The organism is Porphyromonas cangingivalis, from assembly GCF_900638305.1.
Classification (GTDB): Bacteria; Bacteroidota; Bacteroidia; order Bacteroidales; family Porphyromonadaceae; genus Porphyromonas_A; species Porphyromonas_A cangingivalis.
Window position 1 is genome coordinate 2,267,065 of record NZ_LR134506.1, and the last position, 25,063, is coordinate 2,292,127.

At 45.8% G+C, this 25,063-nt stretch carries 12 protein-coding genes, 1 rRNA gene and 1 pseudogene; 5 read left to right on the forward strand and 9 right to left on the reverse strand.

Features of this window, described 5'->3' with window-relative positions; all coding sequences use genetic code 11:
- Nucleotides 1-7: 7 nt before the first annotated feature.
- The 6 genes from EL262_RS09490 to EL262_RS09515 form a co-directional block, all read right to left on the reverse strand.
- Nucleotides 8-3,229: an Omp28-related outer membrane protein gene (locus EL262_RS09490; protein WP_078735525.1), complete on the reverse strand. Its 3,222-nt coding sequence runs from the start codon at nt 3,227-3,229 to the stop codon at nt 8-10.
- Between the two features lie 71 nt (nt 3,230-3,300).
- The gene (locus EL262_RS09495; protein ID WP_025836979.1) at nt 3,301-5,151 is read right to left on the reverse strand and encodes an ABC transporter ATP-binding protein; all 1,851 of its coding nucleotides are present in this window, start codon (nt 5,149-5,151) and stop codon (nt 3,301-3,303) included.
- Nucleotides 5,152-5,398: 247 nt separating this feature from the next.
- Nucleotides 5,399-8,671, reverse strand: coding sequence for a S41 family peptidase (locus EL262_RS09500; protein WP_078735538.1), 3,273 nt, complete (start codon nt 8,669-8,671; stop codon nt 5,399-5,401).
- Between the two features lie 184 nt (nt 8,672-8,855).
- The gene (locus EL262_RS09505) at nt 8,856-9,881 is read right to left on the reverse strand and encodes a glycosyltransferase family 9 protein (protein ID WP_126464422.1); all 1,026 of its coding nucleotides are present in this window, start codon (nt 9,879-9,881) and stop codon (nt 8,856-8,858) included.
- 31 nt (nt 9,882-9,912) lie between these two features.
- A complete protein-coding gene (locus EL262_RS09510) occupies nt 9,913-10,527 on the reverse strand; it encodes a DUF4254 domain-containing protein (protein ID WP_036853330.1) in 615 nt (204 codons plus the stop codon).
- 217 nt (nt 10,528-10,744) lie between these two features.
- Entirely contained in the window at nt 10,745-11,335 is a 591-nt protein-coding gene (locus tag EL262_RS09515; protein WP_025836987.1) for a DUF4294 domain-containing protein, read from the reverse strand.
- A 561-nt stretch (nt 11,336-11,896) separates the two neighbouring features.
- Here EL262_RS09515 and EL262_RS09520 point away from each other — a divergent pair.
- From EL262_RS09520 to EL262_RS09535, 4 genes and pseudogenes are all read left to right on the forward strand, one after another.
- A 16S ribosomal RNA gene (locus tag EL262_RS09520) occupies nt 11,897-13,428 on the forward strand.
- A 283-nt stretch (nt 13,429-13,711) separates the two neighbouring features.
- Nucleotides 13,712-14,692 (forward strand): PCMD domain-containing protein, encoded by a 981-nt coding sequence (locus EL262_RS09525; protein WP_036851001.1) that lies wholly within the window; start codon nt 13,712-13,714, stop codon nt 14,690-14,692.
- Between the two features lie 21 nt (nt 14,693-14,713).
- A complete protein-coding gene (locus EL262_RS09530; RefSeq protein WP_025839625.1) occupies nt 14,714-15,457 on the forward strand; it encodes a porin family protein in 744 nt (247 codons plus the stop codon).
- A 218-nt stretch (nt 15,458-15,675) separates the two neighbouring features.
- Nucleotides 15,676-16,996: pseudogene (locus tag EL262_RS09535) on the forward strand (IS5 family transposase).
- 111 nt (nt 16,997-17,107) lie between these two features.
- Here the strand turns inward: EL262_RS09535 and EL262_RS09540 are convergent.
- Complete coding sequence (locus EL262_RS09540) at nt 17,108-18,259, reverse strand: IS256 family transposase (protein ID WP_126464423.1); 1,152 nt, start codon at nt 18,257-18,259, stop codon at nt 17,108-17,110.
- Between the two features lie 223 nt (nt 18,260-18,482).
- Here EL262_RS09540 and EL262_RS09545 point away from each other — a divergent pair, with 223 nt between their 5' ends.
- Complete coding sequence (locus EL262_RS09545; RefSeq protein WP_126464424.1) at nt 18,483-19,385, forward strand: IS982 family transposase; 903 nt, start codon at nt 18,483-18,485, stop codon at nt 19,383-19,385.
- Between the two features lie 155 nt (nt 19,386-19,540).
- Here EL262_RS09545 and EL262_RS09550 read toward each other — a convergent pair whose 3' ends face one another.
- Together EL262_RS09550 and EL262_RS09555 are read right to left on the reverse strand one after the other, a co-directional pair.
- Nucleotides 19,541-21,217 carry a RagB/SusD family nutrient uptake outer membrane protein gene (locus EL262_RS09550; protein WP_078735984.1) on the reverse strand — a complete coding sequence of 559 codons (1,677 nt, stop codon included), beginning with the start codon at nt 21,215-21,217 and terminating at the stop codon, nt 19,541-19,543.
- 12 nt (nt 21,218-21,229) lie between these two features.
- Nucleotides 21,230-24,478, reverse strand: a complete 3,249-nt coding sequence (locus EL262_RS09555) for a SusC/RagA family TonB-linked outer membrane protein (RefSeq protein ID WP_025839618.1) — start codon at nt 24,476-24,478, stop codon at nt 21,230-21,232.
- Nucleotides 24,479-25,063 lie beyond the last annotated feature (585 nt).

Sequence of the window (25,063 nt, forward strand, 5' to 3'; positions counted from 1 at the left end):
TTTTTGGTTAGTAACTGATGGAGTCTCCGAGTTTGACGACTTGAGCGTTGAGGACCTTGCGATCCTTATCCATGACGAGGATGACCAGCTTGCAGTTGCTTGGTACCAGCTTGTTGTCGAGGTTGAGTGAGAAGGTCAGATGCTGAGTCTGATCCTTAGGGAGAGAGAACTCAGTGCCATCTCTGACGTCACCGTATGACTTCCTATAGACATGATCGTGCGAGAAGTTCTTGCCTATATGAGGATACCTCCCCGTGCCATTCCTTTGATCTGCGATGAGCTTGTCTTCGGTGATGATCGCCACCCAGTGTGCGGCCTCTCGGGTCTCCGAGCTGCGGACATTGACGGTTGCCGAGAGGTGGTGTCCGGAGAGCGTTGTTTGTATTGCAATACCCACACTTGTGTCCGAAGGGATACGGCTGGTGATCCCCACAGGATTGCCGTACGCCTGTATGTGTTGGTTGCGATCCCTGTTTGCGACAAGGCTTGGATAACCCCTCACGCCAAGGACATTCCCTACTATCAATGTTGCAGAAGAGGAGAAGGGATCATAGCGGGGATGACCTTTCGAGTTGGCTCCTGTATGGAAAGCCACGGCGATGACCTGTGGGTTCTTTGAGGCCTCATCCACCATATGTATTGCACGAGGGCAATAAGGACACCATGTCCCTGTAAACTCCTCGACATACAGCTTAGGTACTGCCGAGAGGGTCGTCTGACCTTTGAGCTGAAGAGGTGCGGAGGTTTGATTTTTTAGTTTTGCCGTGATCGAGATGTTGCCGACCTTTTGAGTCTTGAGTATATTGCTCTGAAGTCTTTGACCATCAGCGAAAAACTCTGCCTCTTCGGTAACATCCCTCCCACCTCTTGAACTATCGGTACATCTTAGGATGGCGAAGTCTGCCCCATCGCTGACGATGACAGACTTGTCTGCCTTCACGAGAAGGTTTTGCACGACGGCTTCCTTGACATGGAAGGAGATCTCCGCACTCTTATTTCCATTGTAGATGGCATAGGCTCTGAATGTGCCCACTCGATCCGGTGTATGGTAGCGAGATGGGATGGCTTGACCGTTGATAAAGATCTGTGAAGCATCTGTAATATGGCTTTGTGCGGAGTTTCTGACCGTAAAAAGAGCCCTATCCGTACCGAGGGTTAGTTCTTGCTTGTCCATCTCGATGGTGATGCGCTCGGGACGGTGAGCCGTGAAGGTCTCCTCTTCAGAGTGCTCCTCCTCGTACATTGCGACGACCTTGTAAGTGCCCGGGACATCGGTGCTGTACTCCCGAGCGTTTATCCTTTGCCCATTTACCATAAATGTCGCTTTGGACGAGATGTCTCTGTCATTGGCATCCTGTACCGTGAACCTTACTTTTTGTGCCCCATCGGCGAGGATGCTTCTCTTGTCGAGTTGCAGTCTCAGAGATGCCGGGCGTGGTGTCGCTTGGAGGGTGAGGACATTGGATTGCTTGTCTCCGACCTTGGCATAGACCTTGTACGCATCTGCTACCGAAGTCTTGAATGTATTGCCGGAGATCGGTTTGTCATTGATGTAGAATGTGGCTTCGCTTGTGAAGTCTTTATTGGCTTGATTTTTGGCTCTGAATGTCACCACCTCTTTGTTGTTGGCAACGAAGCTACGCTTGTTTGCCGTGATTGTCAGCTCCTTGACGATGGTGTCCGGATGAGGTTCGGCAACGATGAGCACCGGAGATGACTCGGAGCCGTCGAATCTCGCAGTGATACGATAGTCTCCGACCTTATTCGTCTTAAACTTGTTCCCAGAAATGGCCTTGCCATCGACGAAGAATGTAGCCTCTCCTGTCACATCCTTATCCTTATCTGCCGTATTGATGCAAGTCAGGATCACTTCGTCCTTGTTGTCTGCGATGATCTTGTTTTTGTTCGCTTCGATCTTGAGCAGGGCAGGGCGTTTGATCGCATTGATTGTGACGATGTTCGACTTTACGCTACCGACGATGGCTACTATCTTGTAGATGTCGGGGGTTGTGGTTTTGAACGTATTGCCGGAGATCGGTTTGTTGTTGATCTGTATGGTCGCTTGAGAGGTGAAGTCCCTGTCTGCTTGATTTTTGACCGTGAAAGTCACCATCGCTTCTCCATCGGCAAATATCTCATCCTTGTCTGCGGAGAGTGTCAAACTCTTGGCGATGGTGTCGGGATGAGGATCGACTACAAGAAGCAAAGGTTCGGCATCGTGATCCTTATACCTCGCAGTGATGCGGTAAGTCCCCACTTTATCTGTCTTGAATACTCTGCCCCCAAGAGGTTGTCCATCGATGAAGAATGTCGTCTCCGATGTCAGATCCTCATCATTTTCAGCGGTATTGATGCACGAGAATGACACCTCATCCACGTTGTCCCCTATGAGTATCTCTTTACTTGGCTTGATGACCAACTTGTACTCTATCGGCTTCCTTGCGGTCACCATGACAGATGTACTTTTATTGTCGTTGTAGATGGCCGTGAACGAAACTTGCCCTACCGATTCGGGGCGATAGACATTTGATGCCATCGGAGTCTCTCCGACAAAGAATCGGCTTTCACCCGTCAAGTCCTGCCCCTCTGCATTCTTGACCATCAAGATCACCTTGTCCTCACCATCGACGAAGACGAGAGGCTTGTCCGCTGTGAGTGTGATCTCCTCCACCTTATTTGTCACAAACGATAGAGGCAACGAGTACTCCTTGCCCACAAAGGCCACGGCATTCTGAATACCTACATCTGTTGTCTTGTAGTTCAGACCCTGTACGGGCACGTCATTGACCCTTATTTTTGCCAAAGCTGACACATCCTTCCCTTGTGCATCTGTGACGACAAAGGTCAGATGATCCTGACCATCTGCCAAGATGCTCTTTCGATCGGCCGACAAGGTCAGTGTCGCCGGCTTGATCTTTGACGTGAACACGATCTCGTTCGATGTCACTTCGTTCAGTACGGCATGACATCTGAATGCCCCCACCTCAGAGGTCTTGAACTTGTTTCCGTCCAACAGCACTCCATTGACGAAGATCTTGGCCTCGTTGGTCCAATTCCGTCCATTCTGACTTTGGATCGAGAATGATATAAGTTCTTCATCATCAGCGATGATGTGCTCTTTGTCTGCTGATATGGTCAGAGTCTCGACCAAGAGCTCGGGATGATTTTCGGCACAATGTGTGAAAAACAGCAATACAAGTAGTGGGAAGAGGTAAAAGGACTTCTTCATGCTCGTAGTAAAAGGAATTTAATGTCTTAGATGTGATTTTTACCTATCTGTCAGGTCTCAAAAAGGGCAGATCAAAAGCTCTGCATATGCACCAACTTGGCATAATACCCGTTGAGCTCCATGAGTTCGTTGTGTGTCCCCTTTTCGACGATGCGACCCTGATCGAGGACACAGATCATGTCTGCATTGACGATCGTCGAGAGGCGGTGTGCGATGACTATGGTCGTGCGGCCTTTCATAAGGTTGTCGAGAGCCGTTTGTACCAACTTTTCCGAAGCCGTATCAAGAGCCGAAGTAGCCTCATCGAGGATGAGGATGTCCGGGTTCTTGAGTATTGCACGAGCGATGCTCAGGCGTTGACGCTGACCTCCCGAAAGTTTGCCTCCACGATCGCCGATGTTTGTCTCATACTTCTGTGGCAGTTGTTGGATAAATTCATCGGCATTTGCGATCTTTGCCGCTGTGGTGATTTCCTCCAAGGTAGCATCTTTCTCCCCGAAGGCTATATTGTTTCGTACACTGTCGTTGAAGAGTATGGCCTCCTGATTGACATTCCCCATAAGGTTACGCAGATCTATCATCTTCACCTCTCTGACATCCGTACCATCTATGGTCACACGCCCCTCCTGTACGTCATAAAACCTCGGCAAGAGATCCACCATCGTGCTCTTCCCTGAGCCCGAAGCCCCCACGATAGCCACGGTCTTACCCTTGGGGATGGTGAGGTCGATGTCCTTGAGCACCCAAGCATCCTTGTAGCGGAAGGATACGTTCTCGAACGAAATGTACTCCTCGAACTTCACAGGCTTGGGCACTTCAGGATCCAATATGTTGGACTCTGCGAGAAGGATCTTGTCCACACGCTCCAAAGAAGCCATCCCCTTTTGGATCGAATATGCTGATCGGGTGAGTTCTTTCGCAGGATTGATGAGCGAATAGAAGATAACGAGATAATAGATGAATGTCGCGGCATCGATGCTCGAACTTTCGCCCACGATCAGACTCCCGCCGTACCAGAGTACGATAGCGATCGTAGCCGTACCCAAAAATTCGCTCATAGGGTGTGCCAGGAGGTGACGCCCCTGCACCTTACCTGAGAGTCGGCGGACGGTATCTGTCTGACGTTCGAAGCGTTGTTGGATCTTATGCTCCGCATGGAAGGCCTTGATGATCCTCAGGCCACTGAGGGTCTCCTCGACGAGGCTCAGCATCAGGCCGGACTCATCTTGTAGTCTGGAACTGTCTCGTTTGAGACTCTTACCCACTTTTCCCATGACAAATCCTGACACCGGAAGCAGTATGAGGACGAAGAGGGTGAGTTGAGGACTGATGATGATCATCGTCACAAGATAGATGAGCACCATGATCGGATTTTTGAGAAGGAGGTCGAGCGAACTGATCAGCGATCCTTCGACCTCATAGACGTCATTCGAGATCCGGGACATGATGTCCCCCTTGCGCTCTTCGCTGAAAAATCCCATCGGTAGCTCCAGTACTTTCTTGTTGATGCTGTCTCGTATGTCCCTCACCACGCCTGTACGTATCGGGATGAGGAAGTAAGATCCGAGGTAGCTCGTACCCACCTTGATCAGCGTCATCACCACGAGAAAGCACCCCAGCAGGACAAGAGCCATGGAGCCACCGTTGACCTTGATAAACTCCACCAGAAGGGCATTGAAGTTGTTCCACAATATTGTCGGTAGCTCCTTCAATGCTGTGATGGATGAGAAGTCCATGCTGTCCATCGGTATGTGCTGAAACTCCTTCGTCTCCAACTTGAAGAGCACCCTCAGGATAGGGATGATCATCGCAAAGGACACGAGGTTGAGGAAAGCCGAAAGTATATTGAATATCGCACTGAGAGCCACGTACACTTTATACTTGGGGATGAAGCGGCGTAGCGTGCTAAAAAACTGTTTCATTTTATGATCTGAAGTGTTGGACAAACAAAGGTACAAAAAATATCAAGTCCCACTTGTCCTGGGACAGGGGATGCTGCTCCTCTTTACAGTGGTTGGGAGTATGTTTTCAGTCCTCCTGCGACAGAAAGTCGACTCAGATGTCTTTAGGCAAAAAAAGGATCGGGTCGGCATATCGACTATGCCGACCCGATCCGGGTTTTATGTCAGAGGACAGGAGACTGTGCCCTCATTGTCCTATCTGTTCAGGTCAGAATGACTTCCAGAGACCTGTCTTGATGTCACCAAGGAGAGTCCTTACGGCAGCTTCCATCTGCGTGTCTTCGCCACGAAGGAGTTTGTCGTGATCGAGAGAGACCTTGACATCAGGTTCGACTTGGATGTTTTCGAGGTAGTGGCCTTCCTCTGTGCGGTAGCCTACGGCCGGGATACCGAAGAGCAGTGAAGGATCTTGAAGCGTCACCCAGTTGACACTTGTCATGGTGCCGGGGACCGGCATACCGACGATCTTACCGATCTTCATCTTCTGATAGACCCAAGGTGTACCATGTGCATTGCTGTAGTCTGCTTCACAAGTGACCATGATGCTGGCGTGGTTCCAGCGACGGCTCGGCATCTCACAATAGTCCTTGCCACGTATCGACTGTTGGAGGTACTTCTTACCGGTGAAGAAGACTTCTATGTCTTCGTGCAAACGACCACCACCATTGTAACGGATGTCGATGACAATACCCTCTCTGTCGTAGTAGCGTCCCATCACTTCAGAATACATCGTGCGGAAGCTGGGGTCTCCCATCGATGGGATGTGTACATATCCGAGACGGCCATTGGATAGCTTGTCCACCTCAGCTGCTCTTTGTTTTACCCATCTCTTGTAGAGGAGGTCTTCTTGCGCACCGGAGGAGATGCCTTTCACACTTTGGGTAAATAGCTGGCCACCCTTTGCCGAACGTATGGTAAGTGCGATGGGTTGACCGATCTTGCCATTGAGGAGTGGGAAGTAGTCCATGCCCGCCTTGATGTCTGTGCCGTCGATGGCCACGATCATATCACCGGGCTGTACCTTGTTTATTGCCTTGTCAGAAGGTCCTCCTGAGATGATCTCATCGATGACGAGTCCATCCTTGTTGCCCTTGGGGGTGGAGATAAAGAGGCCGAGTTCGGCTGTCCTTTTGAGTGCACCGGGTGCTCTGTAACGACTACCTGTGTGAGACACATTGAGCTCGCCAAGGAGTTCGCTGAGGAGTTCCGCAAAGTCGTAGTTGTTGGAGATGTGAGGGAGGTACTTCGCGTAGCGTTTGGTGAGAGCTTCCCAATCCACGCCGTGCATACTCTCTTCATAAAATCTGAGGCCTTCTTCGAGCTTGACCACGGAGTAGAGGTACTCACGCTCCTTGGTCAGATCGGTAGACCACTCGGCACGGTAGGTGATGGGTTTGAGTGCTTCGCCTTGTACTGTCATCTTTTGGGGTGAGTTGCTCAAGATGAAGATGTGCTTGCCGTCCTTGTCCATCCGGAGTCGTGCAAAGCCTTGGTTGAGCTTCTTGATGAGTTTGGTCGATCTCTTACGAAGATCATGTGACCAGAGGTCATAACCATCCTCAAAGCTCACCATGTAGTAGAGTGTCTTGCCATCTTTCGTGATGAGGGCATCACCGAGTTCGGAAGCATTGGGTGTGAGACGGACGATGCGGTCTTCGATGTTGTCCCATTCGATGACAATGTCCTTGGACTTGACTTCTTCTGTCTTCTTTTTGTCTTTCTTCTTTTTATCATCCTTCTTCTCCTCGGGCTTCTCTGCCTTTTTGTTTTGAGCCGAATAGAGTTCGTACTCTTCTTCGTTCATGCGGTATTCGTCGTAAGCCTTACGATTGAGGAAGATCGCCATGACGTCCGACTGAGAGCCCCACGAAGCATGGTTACGCATACCGAAGCGTTCGCTGGCAAAGATGATGGCATTGCCATCGAGTGCCCATCGAGGATTGGTGTCGAAGTAACCTGTGTTGGTGATGTTGTGGATGGGTTTGCCTCCCTCTGCGCTTACGATACCTATGTCGCTGTAAGGAGCATGATCGCGAGCGACATAAGAGATCACAAACCACTTACTGTCGGGGCTCCACTCGAAGTCCATATATCCCGTGAGTCCGTGCTGATCCTTTGGTTCGGTGATGGTGCGGATGGCACCACTCTTGAGGTTGTACACGGCAAGACGAGTACGGCCGAGGACAAAAGCGATCTCCTTGCCATCGGGGGAGAAGACAGGGTGCATCTTTTCTTCTTTGTTGTCTTTGATGAGGCGTTCTTCTTTGAGTATGGTGGCGTTGGGGAAGTTGCTTTCGCTCTTGTCTGCGATCGTCACCTTGTAGAGATCCCAACGTCCGTCTTTGTCGCTGGCAAAGACAAGGGTGCGACCATCGCTGCTGAATGTGGGCGAAGACTCGGCCTGAGGGGTATTCGTGATGCGCTTTGTGGTATTGTAGTCTGTCGCAGTGACGAAGATATCTCCTCTTACTGCGAATGCAATCTGCTTACCGTCAGGCGATACGGTAGCTTCGCTGAACCCTTTTGTGAAGGTCTGATAAGTCATTTGAGATGTCTCTACATCCGAGTGGATCGATACGCTCAACTTCTGAGGCGTACTTCCGGGAACAAGGGTGTAGATCTCACCGGCATAACTGAAGCAAAGTACACCTCCGTCCGACATGGACAGAAATCTCACGGGCTCGTCCTTGAAGTGAGTCAGAGCCTTGGCAGTCTTGGGATCGGCATCGATCTCTTTTTCGTAAACATTGAGATCGCCACCGTTGCGCTGGCTGATGAAGTAGACTTTCTTGCCGTCAGGACTGTAGACCGGATCACGATCCTCACCATCATGCTCGACAATGAAGCGGTGCTTACCTGTCGTCATATCATACTCGAGGATGTCTTTTGTCACAGACGATACGTGCTTCTTGCGCCATTCGTCTTCGAAGCCTTTGATGTTTTGGTACATAAACCTCTTGCCGTCGGCAGAGAAGATGATCTCTTCGGCAGGTGTGTCTACAAGGCGCACGGGGCGTCCCCCTTCGACCGGTACGGCATAGACCTCTGTGAGCGGTGACATAGGGAAGCGTGCGCTCGTATGGGGGTCTTGGTAATGTGCCTTGAAGACGACTTGCTTACCGTCTCTGGTGAAGGTATAAGGAGTCTCTGTCGAAGAGTGTGTGGTGAGCTGACGAGCAGCTCCGCCGGTTGCGGGCATGATGTAGATATTGGTGCCTGCGTTGTTGCGATCGCTGGTAAATGCTATCTGACGACCGTCGGGGCTCCAGATGGGGTGATTGTCATAGGCCTTGTGTGTGGTCAGGCGAGTTGCTGCACCTCCGGCGACAGAGACCTTGTAGATGTCTCCACCGTATGTGAATGCAACCTCTTTTCCGTCAGGAGAAATGATTGGGTAGCGTAGCCACAGAGGACTACCCTCTTGTGCGACTGCCAGGGTCGAGCACAGCGACAGTGTAGCTGTCCAGAGGACTTTCTTAATTTGATCCATAAGTGATGTAAGTTTATGTATTTGTATGTTTTTGGTTCAAGTTTGGCATGGCCACTCGTGCCGAATCTCTGCGCTCGTTCGAGGGGCAAAATCGAGTCGTATGACTTTCGATCTCAAGTTTAACGACTTTCGTCATCAAGTCGTACGACTTTTTTTGTCGATTGTCCGACACCTTTTAGGTCGTATGACGCATGATGTGTGCCAAGATCTCTGAGAGATCCAGGTCGTGCAGACAGGCATAATCACCCCGGTGACAAGGCTTCTGCCCATAGATCGAGCATGGACGACATCCCATCGGGAGACCGATGCAGTCTTCTTCTTTCTGTCCGAAAGCCATAAACCCTGCTGCAGGGTGTGTCGCTCCCCACAGAGAGACTACCGGAGTGGAGACGAGCGAAGCGATGTGCTGATTGGCACTGTCCATGCTCACCATGCACTCCAAGGTCGATATCTCATCTATCTCTGCACTTAACCCTTTGGCTTCTGAGAGCCCCACACGATCACCTTTTCGTGCAGCGATTTCACTGAGAGCGTCTTTCTCCCTGCCCGGTGCACCGTAGAGGATGATCCGATGCAGGGGGAGTACTTCGAGAAGTCTGTCGATGAGTGTCTCCAGTACTTCAGGAGGAAGTATCTTCCCTCTGTGTTGTGCAAAAGGCGCAATACCTATCACCTGTCGTCGCTCCGAGCCGGCGAAGATAGGACATCCGCCACTTACTCTCAGCCCTGCACGCTTCAACGTATCTGCATACAAAGAGAGCATCGGTGTCACGTACAGAGCCCTTGGAACTTCGGGTGTGGGTGTACGAGAGAGTAAGGCCTTGCGCTCCTTACGTGGCTTGTGTAGGGTGATCACCTCATGTCCCATAAGCCTGAGTGTGTAGCGCAATATCTTTGTCCTCAGGACATCATGCAGGTCGATGACTGTTGCCTTGGGATAAGCTTTGTGGAGTTCGTGTGCGAGTCTTAGCATATCACGCCAAGAGCCTTTGGCTCCCATATCGTATGGCAGTGCCGTGAGGTTGGGAGGGCATGCCTTGAACAACTGAGTCATCAGTGGGCGGGTGACAAAGTAAAAGTGGCTCTGAGGATGCCCCAAAGCCACTTCATAGATCAAGGGGAGGGTCATCGCAACATCTCCTAACGCTGAAAAGCGGAAGCAGACGTATATCGGTACCTCTTTTGTTTGTCTCGATCCCAATGTCTTAGTATATGTTTGTCCCCTGAGGGTATCAGCCCTTGCCGTAGAGGACAGGGTTGAGGTTGGGGTCGTTGTACATCTTCATCTGTTTGTAGACCTTCATGTACTTCCGACCGTGAGCAAAGTCTTCAAGAAGAGTTTCGATAGCCGAAGTCAAGTCTTCATTCTGAGCCAAAAGTACGTTCAGCTTTGAAGTACAGGTCTCTATGTGAGCAGCATCGACATCGGTACGCACAGTCTCCACACGCATATGATATATTTTGAGCTGGAGGATGGAGAGACGGTCGATGGCCCATGCCGGACTTTCGGTGTTGATCGTGGCTTCGGGAAGGTGCTTGACCTCCTTGTACTGATCAAGGAAATAACTGTCGATCATCTCCACAAGGTCGGTGCGTTCCTGATTGGACCTGTCGATACGCCTCTTGATGGCAAGTGCCTCGATCGGGTCAATGTCAGGGTTGCGGATGATGTCTTCCAAGTGCCACTGGACAGTGTCGATCCAGCATTTGAGATACAGATAGTACTCGATGCTCTTGAACTCGTAGGGGTTCACGATCGCAGCATCCACATCATCGGAGACATGGTAGTCCGCTATCGCTTGATTGAAGATCTGTACAGTCTTTTCGCTAAAACGTGAAGCAAGCATCATGATTACTTTACTTTCGGATTTAGAATGATTAATAAAAATTCAAATGGTCTGTAAAGATAGACATAATAATGTGGACAAGGGTAATATCCCTCGACTTTTCGCAGAGATAAATCGTCGGGATGGTGCGACTGTGAGACAATGGCTTCGTTGTCAGTGCTGTGGGTAAGGCCATACAGCCTTCTTCTATATGAAAGAAAGAGCCTGAATGTAGGGCTCAGAGTACGCCATTCTCCACCAAGATGACGACACGTTCGGTGAGCGCATCCTTGTTCTGTGGATCGTAACTGCTTTTGAGGCTGGCCCCGAAAAACTTTGCAAAGAGATTCCAAATGTTTGCCGAGATGGTACCGAGGAAGGCTTCTACGAGTTCGAAGCCGGATGATCCGCACTGACGATCGATGAGCTTGATCAGCAGTTTGCCCTGTCTCAGGGTCAACTTCTTCATCTCCGGGAAATACTCTTTGTATAGCTCATCTTCCATCCGTTTGAGATGCGCGAGACGCTCCTTATCGGTCGGTAGAGTCTCTATGTACTCATAGGTCTCCTTCATGGTCGAGGAGATCATGCGAGCATAAGGCAATGTCCTCTTAACGTCTCTGATGAGACGGAGGTATTCCAGCTTCTCCTTCTCTGACTTAAACTCAAGGGGGGCAAACACATTCAGTGTGCGGAGCTTGATGATTGGTATAGTGTCTCCGCCTTCCAAAGTCGCATTGACGATATAGCCCCTGTTGGTGGGAGGAAACGAAGATCCATCTTGGGCAATGACCGGTAGGCTGCATGACAGTAACACGACAAGGAGCAGGGATGATGCTCTTCCCTCCCTGACGCTGTCCTTCCGTATCAGGTGCAGTAGCCGTCTGATCAGTCGTATGGATAATACCTTATTCATAACCAATTTGTCTCACTTCGCAAATATATGGATATTTTCGGACGAAAAAAGTAAATGAATCATTCTTATTCTTTGTACACATTTCTTTGCAGAGACTTTTGGCCTCCGAAGAGTGTAAGGGACTTCCGAGCTTTGTCATACTCCGGTGTTGTGATATTTTCTGCAAACTTGAAGGTACACAATAATATATTTAGAGGTAAGAGCGGATGAACGAAAAATAAATGGATTTTTTTAGCCTTGCCTATTGCGAGAATAAAAAATCTTCGTACCTTTGCAATCACTTTGCAAGAGCAAGGGACAACAACGAGATCATAGACATATTGAACGAAGGACAATTAAAGATTGACAAGTAGTACAAGGGAATATAGGATACGACAAGTATTCGACATTGCCACGTCAATGTTTACTTAAAAACAGGTCAAAAACGATAGAACGGATCTTAGAGCTGAAGGAACAACAAACAAATTTATTTCAACAATGGAGAGTTTGATCCTGGCTCAGGATGAACGCTAGCGATAGGCTTAACACATGCAAGTCGAGGGGCAGCACGGGATTAGCTTGCTAATCTTGGTGGCGACCGGCGTAAGGGTGCGTAACGCGTATGCAACTTGCCTGTCAGTGGGGAATAACCCGGAGAAATCCGGACTAATACCGCATACACTTTGGTTTCCGCATGGGGACTTTAGGAAAGATTTATTGCTGACAGATAGGCATGCGTTCCATTAGATAGTTGGTGAGGTAACGGCTCACCAAGTCAACGATGGATAGGGGAGCTGAGAGGCTTATCCCCCACACTGGAACTGAGACACGGTCCAGACTCCTACGGGAGGCAGCAGTGAGGAATATTGGTCAATGGGCGAGAGCCTGAACCAGCCAAGTCGCGTGAAGGAAGACGGTCCTATGGATTGTAAACTTCTTTAGTAGGTGAGTACAAGCAGTTACGTGTAGCTGTAAGCAAGTAACCTAAGAATAAGTATCGGCTAACTCCGTGCCAGCAGCCGCGGTAATACGGAGGATACGAGCGTTATCCGGATTTATTGGGTTTAAAGGGTGCGTAGGTGGCTTTATAAGTCAGTGGTGAAAAGCTGTGGCTCAACCATAGTCTTGCCGTTGAAACTGTGGAGCTTGAGTGCGGATGAGGTAGGCGGAACGCGTAGTGTAGCGGTGAAATGCATAGATATTACGCAGAACTCCGATTGCGAAGGCAGCTTACCAAACCGCAACTGACACTGAAGCACGAAAGCGTGGGTATCAAACAGGATTAGATACCCTGGTAGTCCACGCAGTAAACGATGATTACTCGGAGTATGCGATATATGGTATGCTCCCAAGGGAAACCGATAAGTAATCCACCTGGGGAGTACGCCGGCAACGGTGAAACTCAAAGGAATTGACGGGGGCCCGCACAAGCGGAGGAACATGTGGTTTAATTCGATGATACGCGAGGAACCTTACCCGGGATTGAAATGTACATGACGGTTGGGCGAGAGCCTGACTTCCCTTCGGGGCATGTATGTAGGTGCTGCATGGTTGTCGTCAGCTCGTGCCGTGAGGTGTCGGCTTAAGTGCCATAACGAGCGCAACCCACATCGTCAGTTACTAGCAGGTAGAGCTGAGGACTCTGACGAGACTGCCGTCGTAAGGCGCGAGGAAGGTGTGGATGACGTCAAATCAGCACGGCCCTTACATCCGGGGCGACACACGTGTTACAATGGTAGGGACAAAGGGCAGCTACCTGGCGACAGGATGCGAATCTCCAAACCCTATCTCAGTTCGGATCGGAGTCTGCAACTCGACTCCGTGAAGCTGGATTCGCTAGTAATCGCGCATCAGCCATGGCGCGGTGAATACGTTCCCGGGCCTTGTACACACCGCCCGTCAAGCCATGGAAGTCGGGGGTACCTGAAGTGCGTCACCGCAAGGATCGCACGAGGGTAAGACCGGTAACTGGGGCTAAGTCGTAACAAGGTAGCCGTACCGGAAGGTGCGGCTGGAACACCTCCTTTCTGGAGACTCTGAGGTCTTGTTTTTGACGAATGTAGTTTTTAGGAAACAGTGGTGATGAGGGATTATTCTCTGTGACTACTTTGTCAATGTCCTGAGTTCGGTATGCTTTATATATATTTAGGTTAATAGGTTATGTAAGAAAGATTGAACCCTGGATTCTTTACTGGAATCTTGGGTCTTTTTTTTATCTACCCTATGACAGGTATTTCCGACAGATTATCGTAAGGAAGTATTTAGTGAGTATTATACAGTTTGTCGAAACGAATAAAACTTAGAGAAGATATGACACTTAATAAGAACGGTGTATCAAGTGCCATGGTATGCAAACTTGGTGCACTTTGCCTGCTTACCGGCTTGGTATTCTCGGCTTGTAATGGGACAGATCCCATAAAGGAGAAGCGCAACAGTATAGCAGAAGCACTTAAACGAGAACAAGAGCGTGAGCAACTTCGTATCAGTGAACATTACGACTTCAAGACCTGGAATGCTCCGACAGATGACAAGGGTAAAGCTAAACCGTATATGATTCCGGTCGCAAAAGGGGATACCACGGATATGGAGTTGGCGAGATTTTGGAAGTCCGCGAGCAACGCCGGATATGTCTTCCTTGCAGGAAGCAAACCTGCAAATACTTACCCGGTTTATTTTGAAAGCAACTCTGAGTCTGACCATAAGTCTCTCAAGCTTGAAACGAAAGCCGGTACTCGAATTTTTGGAATGGGATCTTACGTTGTCCCCGGATCTGTCTACAATGGCAAGTTGAACATGCTTAAACTCATCGCAGCTCCCCTTGAAGCGACTTTATTTGGGTCTGAGTATATCTTGATGCCTTTCAGGCTCTCTGCATCTGTCAGGTATAAGGCAGGAGCTGAGATGATCAATGGTATTGACAAAAAGAAACTTGACTCCAAGGATAAGGGCTCTATAGTGGCTGTATTTTATGAGGTGGATCAGACTTTGATAAAAGATGGAAATGATGCAGATACATACTTGACCGGGCTCAATCTACATACAGATCCTCGTGTCATAGCCAAAGCCGTGTGCGAGATCGAGGATACGAAGGGTGAGGACTGGGTTAGGATTGAGTCTTCATTTACTGTCATGAATAAGGAAGCATGGGAGACGCTCGACTTCAAAACAAAGAAATATCGTTTGGCTCTTGTCCTCTCTTCAAGTTATATGGGTGATAAATTTTTTGGAGCTGTCGGTAGTACACTCCTTGTAGACAAACTTGAAATCAAGGGAGAACCTCTCAGTAAATAATCTCCAAAATAAAAATATATCATGAACAAGATAATCAGTATCATTGCTTTGGTTTGCATCACGCTATTTGCAACAGAAGTGTATGCGCAAGCTCCTAAGGTGAAGATGGAATACGGTCTTACTGCCGGCCTCAATGTCGGAGCGACAACGCCTATACCCAAACCTTCTTCGGTCGATAAGGTGTATACATGGAAGCCTCACATGAATTTTGCATTCAAGGGATGGACAACGATACGCTTCAACCGATACCAAAACTGGGGATTGACTTCGGGGCTTGAATTCGAAAAGAAAGGGATGTATGCTTCTACTCATGTGGAGAGCATAAAGATAAATATGAATAAATATGGCTACCCCGGAAATACTTACACCGGGGACAACAGTACCGATTTCTCAATGTCGTATCTGACCCTCCCCGTTGTTGCAACATATATCACTAATAACGATCGATTCAGATTTCATGCCGGCTTTTATCTTTCATACCTTATGGAGAATCGATTCAAGGTTGCCCTTGATGGTGATGGCGTGACTGACTTGGGACCATTCTTCCCCGGACAGATTGCAGACTTTGACTTCTCAGACCAATTTAATGCTTGGGATTTCGGTGGGCGTGTCGCCATGGACTTTTACTTCACACCTCGCATTGCCGTGACAGGACAAGTCAACATGGGAATCACTCCGATACTCAAGCGGTCTTTCGATGCGATGCCCTTCTCCCTTCACAATGTCTACAGCTTCGTCGGTTTCACCTATCGCCTTTTTAAGTAATCAGTTTAATAGATCATTTTCATATATAGAGCTCAGGTAGACCGACCGGTCTACCTGAGCTTTTTTGTGCATACACATATAGTATCTTAACGTCAGTTCGATAGGTAGTCGTCCCTTAAAATTCATTTTAATCTCTGATATTCAGCAAATTAGTTTACGAATATCTTTGCTAAATCTGCAAGTTTTCTTATCTTCATAGCAGAAAACTTGCAGATTTTATGATTAAAAAGCCCTATAATACTCCTTCATTATTCAGCAGTCTATCAGACATGTTGAACCAATCGCACCCACTCTATAAATTAGCTGAGAAAATAGATTGGGCCAAATTCGATACGGCCTTCAAACCTTTGTATTGCCCAAACAATGGTCGCCCTGCTAAACCTATTCGTCTGATGTGTGGCTTGTTGATTCTCAAACACCTTCGTAATCTCTCAGATGAATCTGTTGTGAAACAATGGAGTGAAAATGCTTATTACCAATACTTTTGTGGTATGCAAGAGTTTACACCCTGTGCCCCTTGTGCCTCTTCTGAATTGGTACACTTTCGCAATCGTATTGGAGCAAAGGGAGTAGAACTCATCTTCCAAGAACGCATTCGTGTCAATAACGAAGATGATGACGAGCATCATCATGACACTGCTTTTATTGATTCCACCGTTCAAGAGAAGAATATCACCTTTCCGACAGATGCCAAGTTGCATAAAAAGATTGTCCGTAAGGTTCCGGACATTGTCCACAAATTAGATCTACCACTTCGCCAAAGCTATACCTTTGTTCTCAAGCGCATTTATCGCGACCAACGTTTTCGCAATCATCCCAAGAATCGCCAAAAGGCACTCAGAGCGGATAGGAAATTGCGAACCATAGCCGGCCGGTTAGTCCGAGAGCTCAAGCGTAATCCGGGAGAGCATTCTGTCCATAAGGAGTTGATAGAGAGATTTGAGGCGATTCTTGCTCAACGACGTCATAGCCGGCAAAAGATTTATTCTATTCACGAACCTGAGGTACAATGCATCAGCAAGGGCAAAGAGCATAAGAAGTACGAATTCGGCAATAAGGTATCCATCATCCGCTCGGCTACGGGGCTTATTCTTGGAGCCCAATCAATTTCGTAATGAGTATGATGGACACACGATAGAAGCCTCGTTGGCACAAGTAGAACGTCTCACACAGAGAAAGATCAAGATACTGGCAGGCGACAGGGGCTATCGGGGTAAGAAAGAGGTTAATGGCACTCAGATTTTAATACCGGATGTTCCCAAGCCCTCAGATAGCAGGTATCAGAAGCGCAAGAAACACAAACTATTCTGCAAGAGAGCAGGCATAGAACCTACCATTGGGCACTTGAAATCAGATCATCGTTTAGGCCGCAACTTTTACAAGGGATTGGCTGGGGATGCTGTGAACATACTATTGGCAGCCGCTGCTTACAACTTCAAAAGAGCCATGAAGGCTCTTTTGAACCTGCTCAAAATAATATGCGAAAAGCTAAGCGAGAGACCATCGAGGAATGACTGCTCACTTGCAAATGCTTTTTAAGGGATGACTAGGTAGTGTCCGAAAAAGTGTGTAAGAGTAGTTGTTTTCCTTTTTTACCACAGGGGCATGCCCCTGTGGTAAAAACTTTGTGGTTTTGTTGTTATTATCCATTTATTTAATCTTCCACTCTTGAAAGTAGGGCAACCTCCTAGCATAAGTTCTCTCAGTCATCTCTCGGGCAACAGATCCTAAGAGGAGTACGACGGCATCAGCCGAGGGGAGAGCCCCACGCATACGTAACGTACGCTTATAGCTGCGATTGAGACGCTCCACCCAATTCGTTGAGTAAATCATACGACGAACCTCCTCCGGGTACCTCAGATAGGTGAAGTAGCCTATATTGCGAGGGGAAGACAGAGAGAGTAAACTTCTGTAATTCTTGCCCCAAGGCTCTGCAAATGTACATAATTTCTCAAATGCCTTGATGGGTGTAAGTCCTGTATCCAGAACAGGGAATAAGTCTTCCAACTCTTGTCTCATCCGATCCTTGTCCCTCTTCGATACGGCATTAAGTGCGTGACGCTTGAAATGAACGACACACAGCTGATGGGAGGAGTGAGGGAAAGCCGAGGCGATGGCTCGTTCAATCCCCTGTAAAGCATCTGAGATGATCAGGTCTATACGTTCGACTCCACGTGTTTTGAGGGCTTTCAACTCTGCCTCCCAATTCAACGCTCCTTCCGTGGGATGATTCACCACACAAAGCACCTCCCGACTACCGTCAGGAAGCAACCCCAACATCGTGTAATAGGCTTCCTGAGCCACACGATCATCCCGCCGTGTGTAGGCAAAGGTAGCATCGATGTACACCGCCAAATAGTGGGGCGACAGTTGGCGTTCCAACCACTTGTAGATCTCCTCTTTACTCGTGTTCGAGAGATAACTGACTTGCTGCTTGCTATAGTGATAGCCGTAGATCCGTTCGCACACAGCACCAATGTCTTCGCACGAAAGCCCTCGGGTATAAAGCTCGTGAAACAACAAGGCTCGTTCGCTCTCTTGGCCGGAAAGGATTCCCAAAATCAGGGGTTGGAAATTGCCCGAACGTGTTCGAGGAATCCGTAATTCAAAGCTACAGCCGTAGCCTCGCCATCGACGAGGACGGAAACCATTGCACTGTTCACCCTCATGCTCTTCGACAAAGAGAGCACGTTCTTGCTTCGAGAAGGTGTCCAATAGTACACGGATAAGTTCGTTAATACCTGCCTCTGATGATAGCATTTCAGAAATAAATGCCGACTTTTGTGTTGTTGTAAGCTCCATTGTTCTTAGGTTTATTTTTTTCTTACCTCAAAGTTAAGGACTAATGGGGCTTACACACTTTTATAGGACAGTATCGTTCGATATAAGAAAACGATGAATGAAACTATCTCATCAACTTTATTAAGTGCCTAATATTGTTGTGGTTATAATTGAAAAAGTGGCGAATTATTTGTATATCAGTATCTGAAAACCAAGGTGATACACACAAATAAAACGCCACTTTATGAAGACAAATATAGTTGATATTTTTTGTATGGTAGATGACTTCTCAAAGCTTTTTGACCAAACAATCAAGGAAAAGAGTATAGAAAAGGATGGTAAAAAGCGTAGAAACAGGAAGTCTAGGATGTCTGACGGTGAGGTAATGACCATCCTTATACTCTTTCATCTCTCAAGGTACCGAGATCTCAAGGCTTTTTATCTACAATATATCACCCACTCGTGTCGATCCGAATTTCCTGATCTTGTCTCCTACAATCGATTTGTCGAATTGCAAAGTAAAGTGGGATACAAGCTCATCGCATTCCTGAATATGTGCTGTTTAGGCGAATGTACAGGTATCTCTTTTATAGACTCGACCCCGCTGAGAGCCTGTCATGTCAAACGGGCTCAAGGACATAAGACAATGAAAGGATTGGCTCGAAAAGGGAAGTGTACCATGGGTTGGTTTTATGGTTTTAAGTTACACATTGTCATTAACGACAAAGGAGAAATCATCAAATACCGGATCACTCCGGGCAATTGTGATGACAGAGAACCCCTTAAGGACTCGTCTTTCACCAAGAAGCTTTTCGGCAAACTCATCGGAGATAGAGGATACATTTCCCAAAGTCTTTTTGATCAACTCTTTGTCGATGATATTCATATGATCACAAGAATCAAAAAGAACATGAAGAACTCTCTTATGCATCTTTACGACAAAGTGTTACTAAGGAAAAGAGCTCTCATAGAGACCGTCAATGATATGCTCAAAAACGTCTGTCAGATAGAGCATACCAGACATCGTAGTGTTAACAATTTTCTTGCCAACCTTATCTCAGGACTCATTGCCTACAATCTCCTCCCTAAAAAGCCTGAACTGAATATTGAAATCGTTAGAAACCCCCAACTTCCTACTTGCGCTTAAATCGAACTGACGTTAATCATGAAAATCTGCAAGTTTCTCACTGTAAAGATAAGAAAGCTTGCAGATTCATCAAAGGATCTTTCAATATAAAACACTGAATATCATCGATTAGATGATTTTTAAGGAACGACTAATTACATCATTCTGTGTAAAGACTAAAATATATGGATTGGCGAATCTCCACTAGGAGGAGTTGGAGTAGGATTATTCTCTATATCATTATAGTTTGTTTCAGTCTGAACTATAGGAGGAGTCATCCAGCTTGGAGTTTCATTTAGATTCCATCTACATTGTTCCACATGATTTGAGTTCTTATAGTTGCGAATAATTCCTTTTCCAAAACGTTTTATATCAAATGTTGCAAAGCCTTCTCCCCAAAATTCTATACGTCTTTGCCACCAAATTTCATTTTGGAAAGCAGTGTTGGACATATTTCCATAGGCTTCATTATGTTTTCCATAAACAAAGTGTGGGTCACGAGTTCTAGCGAAGGCTTCAAGTAATATTTTTCCTCGAGCTTCATTCTGCATCCCTGCAGCTTCGGCTTCAATCAAGAACATTTCCTCTACTCGCATCAATGGAAGTGCAACAACGAATCCAATATATTGATTTTGATGCCCGGCATCTCCACCTATTGCTCGAAACTTTAAAGGAAGACCTCCCAGTGTTTGGGTTGAAGAATTCTCTCCTGTGCGATAAAGTTCATTAGGGTAATTAGAATACTTTCTTAACGCATCGATCTTTAGCTTTTTTGTCTCCTCTTTAGAGGCTCCTGTCAAATCATCAATTGCAAAATCCACATAACACTCTCTTCTAAAATCTGTTGTTGGGATTGTTTCGTATAGATGACGATCAATTACGGGATTTTGTCCATATGCAGAAGCATACCCTGTTTCTGGTACAATTTCCAAAATCATGTGAGACCCCCAACTGGTATCAGCATCATTCAGTAGGATGGTCTTGTCATCAGGCTTTTGAGTACATGCAAGCATCCAAGAATCATTGGGGGTATTAAATCCCTTTTCCCAACTTGTGTAGGATGCTTTGTCCATAATACTATAACCCATTTGAGCCATCTTTGCATACTTCTCGGCATTAACCCAATCATGCATTTCCAGATAAGCTCTTGCCTTGAGACCGTAAACAACGGAAAGGTCAGGGGTCATCTTATTAGTCCTTTTATAGTCTTTTAAAAATTTTTCGGCTAACTCAAGATCCTCCATGATAAATTTCCACATGGTTTCGTTGGTCGCTCGTTTGTTATTAGTTAAGTCAGAAGATGTTGTTACCTCCGTTACAATGGGAACTGTTTTTGCATTCTTATCAATCCCATATGGTCTTGGTGCATACAAACGTGCCAAGTCCATATAGAAGAAAGCGCGCATTGCATGAGCGATACCAATTCCACTTTCCCGATCTTTTGTAAGCTTTTCTTTTCCTTGCCCAATGACAATGTTGCAATTTTTTATCCATTTGTAATAGATAGTCCATGGAAATTGAGCAGTTGCTGTAGAGGGAGACATTCCTTGTGCATTATAGGTACTGCCCCACCAATTTAGTGCAGGGAAAATGATATCTTGTCCCATCACATCTCTCTTTAGAAATAAAGCTGGCAAACCAAAGTCGTCCGCACGGCGTTCTGGATTTCCAGTGTACATAGCTCTTCCAAATATGTCATTGGTTACCCCTTTTACCAAGGCGTCAAAAGCCCCAGGTGAATTGTTTACTTGCTCCTGAGATGCTCTGTTGTCTTGAGGATCAAACTGTTTCATACAGCCGATAACTGACAGAGGTAGTATCGCTATAAATATAAATTTTGATATTTGTTTCATAGGTTGATTTTTTTAGAATGTTAGCTGAATACCCCCAGAAATACTTCTGACTGGAGAGTAACTCCCGACAGTTTCTGTTTCATTGAAAGAAAATCTAGGATCTAGCCCCTTTCGTGCAGACCAGAATATCAAATTTTCGCCAGCGGCATATAACCTGATTCCTGTTATCCCCTTAATAATTTTCGACGGTAATGTGTATCCGAGAGTGAATGCTTGAAAGTTGAGATAACTTGCATTTACTAAGAATCTGTCTGATTCTGCTGCTGTATATTTGTCTCCATATTGCCATCTTGGAATGTTACTGTTTTGATTGTCTGAGCGCCAAGAACTCAACACATCTTTGTGGATTGCTGAAATAGTTGAGGGTTTTTGGCTTGCAGGGGAGACAAGATTTGCATATTGATAATCATATAGTTTTCCTCCTATCTGATAGTCAAATTGAAGGCTTGCATCAAATGCACCAATCTTAAGGGTTGTTCCAAAACCACCAAATGCTTTTGGTAAGGTTGAACCATGAGCATATCTCGTTGCCAATGTATGGTCTGTAGTAGTTCCTGATTTTTCTTTACCTGGTACATTTATTTTATTGATGATTTTTCCATCGACTTTTTCGTGTAATGCTGCATCATAATAGTAAAGAGCTTCTCCTTTTTCATTTACCCCTGCATAAGCATAAGTCATGCGATTATATAGCTCTCCACCAACTTCGAACCAATTACGATCTTCATAAAATCCCCCCAAAAGCTTCGTCTTAGACTCTGGTAAAGAAAGAATCTTTGTGCGATTATGTGCGATGTTAAAGTTTATATTCCAGTCAATTAGACTTGTTTTAATAATTGCTCCATTAAGTGATAGCTCAACACCGGTATTACGAATATCTCCAATATTATCCCAAAGTCCGCGTACTCCTCCGGATTCTGGCAAAGAACTCCAAAATAAAAGATTTGAAGTCTTTTTTGTGTATAAGTCTAAAGCTCCACTCAAACGACTATTAAAAAATGAGAACTCAGCACCTACGTTGACATTTGTTGCAGTTTCCCAAGTTATATTTGGGTTTCCGAGATTGCTAAAGCTTGGAGCCATATCCTTTTCTGTAGCAGGGTTAAGTCTATAAAGATCTACAAAGGCAAAATCTCCAATGTTATCATTCCCTTGTTGACCTATAGATGCTTTGAGTTTCAAAATATCAATCCATTTTGCACTTGACATGAAGTCCTCTTTGGAGATAATCCATCCCCCTCCCAATGACCAAAAGTTCCCCCATCTGTGATTTTTATGGAATCTAGAAGAGGCATCTCGACGAAACGACATCGATGCAAAATACTTTCCGCTGAAATCATATTGTAAATTGAAGAAAAAGCCTTCAACATTATATCTGCTCAGATTAGAACCGTTGCTGGCTTTCTTTGCAAACGCATCTAATTCTTGTATCTCTGGAGAAAATCCTCCTTGTCCGACTCCCTGCAATTTCCTCCTTTCTGTTCTATAGTATTCATGTCCAAGAAGGGCTTTTAGGTTATGGGAGCCGAAACTTTTATCAAAGTTTAGAGTTTGTACGTGATTTTGTCTAATATTCTCAAGTGTGGATTTCTCAAGTTGGCCATTTATACCTGCCCTGGGACCAAAAAACGGATTGTCATAATGTGAAAATAAAGTATTCCCCCAAATAACAGTACTAGTTGCGTTAAGAGATAGGTAGTCTGTTATTGTCAATAATATATTTCCATTAGCATTGAGTTGACTACTTCGAGTTGTTGTATTGTTGTATCTATTTGCACCAAGTGGGTTTCCTGGAGCTCCAAAAGGTCTCTGTCCTAATCCCTTATATTCCAATCCAAAATCATATAAAGGATTCCCATTTATGTCTTTCAGAATAATGGGTTTGCCATCTGCCCCTATCGTACGAACATATAGTGGATATATAGAGGGAATTGAAGAGGTGAAATATAAAACATTTGTGGCCCCCAATGAATCATCAAGATTTGGATTTGACTTTGTCGTTGAGTGATTATATGCAATATTTGCACCAATTTTTAGCCATTTCCTTGCGTGATAATCTGCTCTTAATCTCGTTGTCAACCTTTCGTATCCTGAAAATTGTAAGACACCATTATCATTAAGATAGCCTACACTTGCGTAAAATGTATTTTTTGAGGATCCTCCACTTAAACTTACATTGTATTCTTGTCGAAGGGCTGGGCCATAAGCTTCCCTGCTCCAATCATCAGGTGTTAAATAATAAGTTTGACCTTCATGAGTATAAGTCCTTCCCAACGTGGCTTTAGGGTTGAGTTTACCATCTAATCCTATGAGGTTTTCACCCTCTGGTAGTTCATAAACATTATATTTCAGAAACTCGATAAGCTTTTTGTTTGCCCAAGAATTCGCTTTTTCCGGTTTGTCGAAGATTAGATTACCTTGTTGATTTCGGTATGTAGATGCAAAGTTATATAGTTGAGCATAATAGGTTTCATAAAAAAGCCCTGGGTCTTCAATCTTATCATATTCTTGAATGGCTCTAGTATTGACACCCCATTTTGCATCTATGTTAATTATCGCATCTTTAGCAGATCCTGATTTCGTAGTGACAAGAATAACTCCCGATGCTCCTCGTGCTCCATAGAGTGCGGCAGACGAAGCATCTTTAAGGACTGTTACGGATTCTATATCACCCTGAGGGATATTCGATAAACTTGAAGAATAAGGTGCTCCGTCGACAATAATAAGAGGAGAACTGCCTGCGTATAACGTACTAATTCCTCTAATATTCATCGATCCACCCGCTGATCCCGGAGCTCCTGTTCCTCCCCTCATTTGCAACCCTGGGATTTTACCAACGAGGGCATTCGCAACATTGGTTGTAACATGGTTGGCGAGATCTTTTGAACTTACTACTGCTGCAGAACCCGTGAATGATGCTTTCTTTTGAGAGCCAAATGCCACAACCATGACTTCATCAAGTTGTTCAGAGTCAGGGTGTAGTTTGATTATTAGGCCCTTTCCAATTGTGACTTCCTGAGTCCTCATCCCTACGAAAGAGACGACGATGATCTTTTCGTTGGCAGGGACTGTGAATTTGAATTTACCATCAATGTTGGTGCGGTCACCCTTCTTTGATGTCTTACCTCTAACGGTAGCTCCTATGATGGGCTGGTTATCCTCGGCAGAGATGACAGTACCAGATACTTCGACCTGAGACTGTGCCAATACCATACCCATGCTCATCATGAGGAAAGCAAAAAGTAATGTAATTCTTTTCATAAAAACGGATTTTTAGATTAATACTTCTCTAAGAGACTGTACAGATTTGATTCCGATTTGATTTTGATGAGGGTTTAATGTGTTTCTTTTCTGTTAAATTAGTTGCGGCCTTGGTTAATTTGGATTTAAAATAATTTGATTTCCAATTGCTTTATCAGGCTTTTTAAAGATGTGCCTTTATGCAAATAAACGTTTATTCTCTCAATAAAACAACTTTTTTAATGGATATTTTGTGTTTGCAGATTCAAGTATCAAGTACAAAATTAGGGCAATAGGCTGAAGAATACTTGAAGCGGGGACTTAAAGTTTAGTTTTTCTCTTGATCTTGCGCAATGTTGTCCTAAACATTTTGTAGATTATAAGGAAAAGGACGCAGAGCTAAGGAAGAAAATGTTACCTTACGTCAGTTCGACGTAAGAAAACGATGAATAAATCTATCTCACCAACTTCATTAACTGCCTAATATTGTTGGTATTATAATTGAAAAAGTGGCGAAATTATTGGTAGTGTCCGAAAAAGTGTGTAAGGTTAGTTCTCCCTTTTTCCCTGGGGCATGCCCCAGGGAAAAAAACTTTGAGTTTTTCC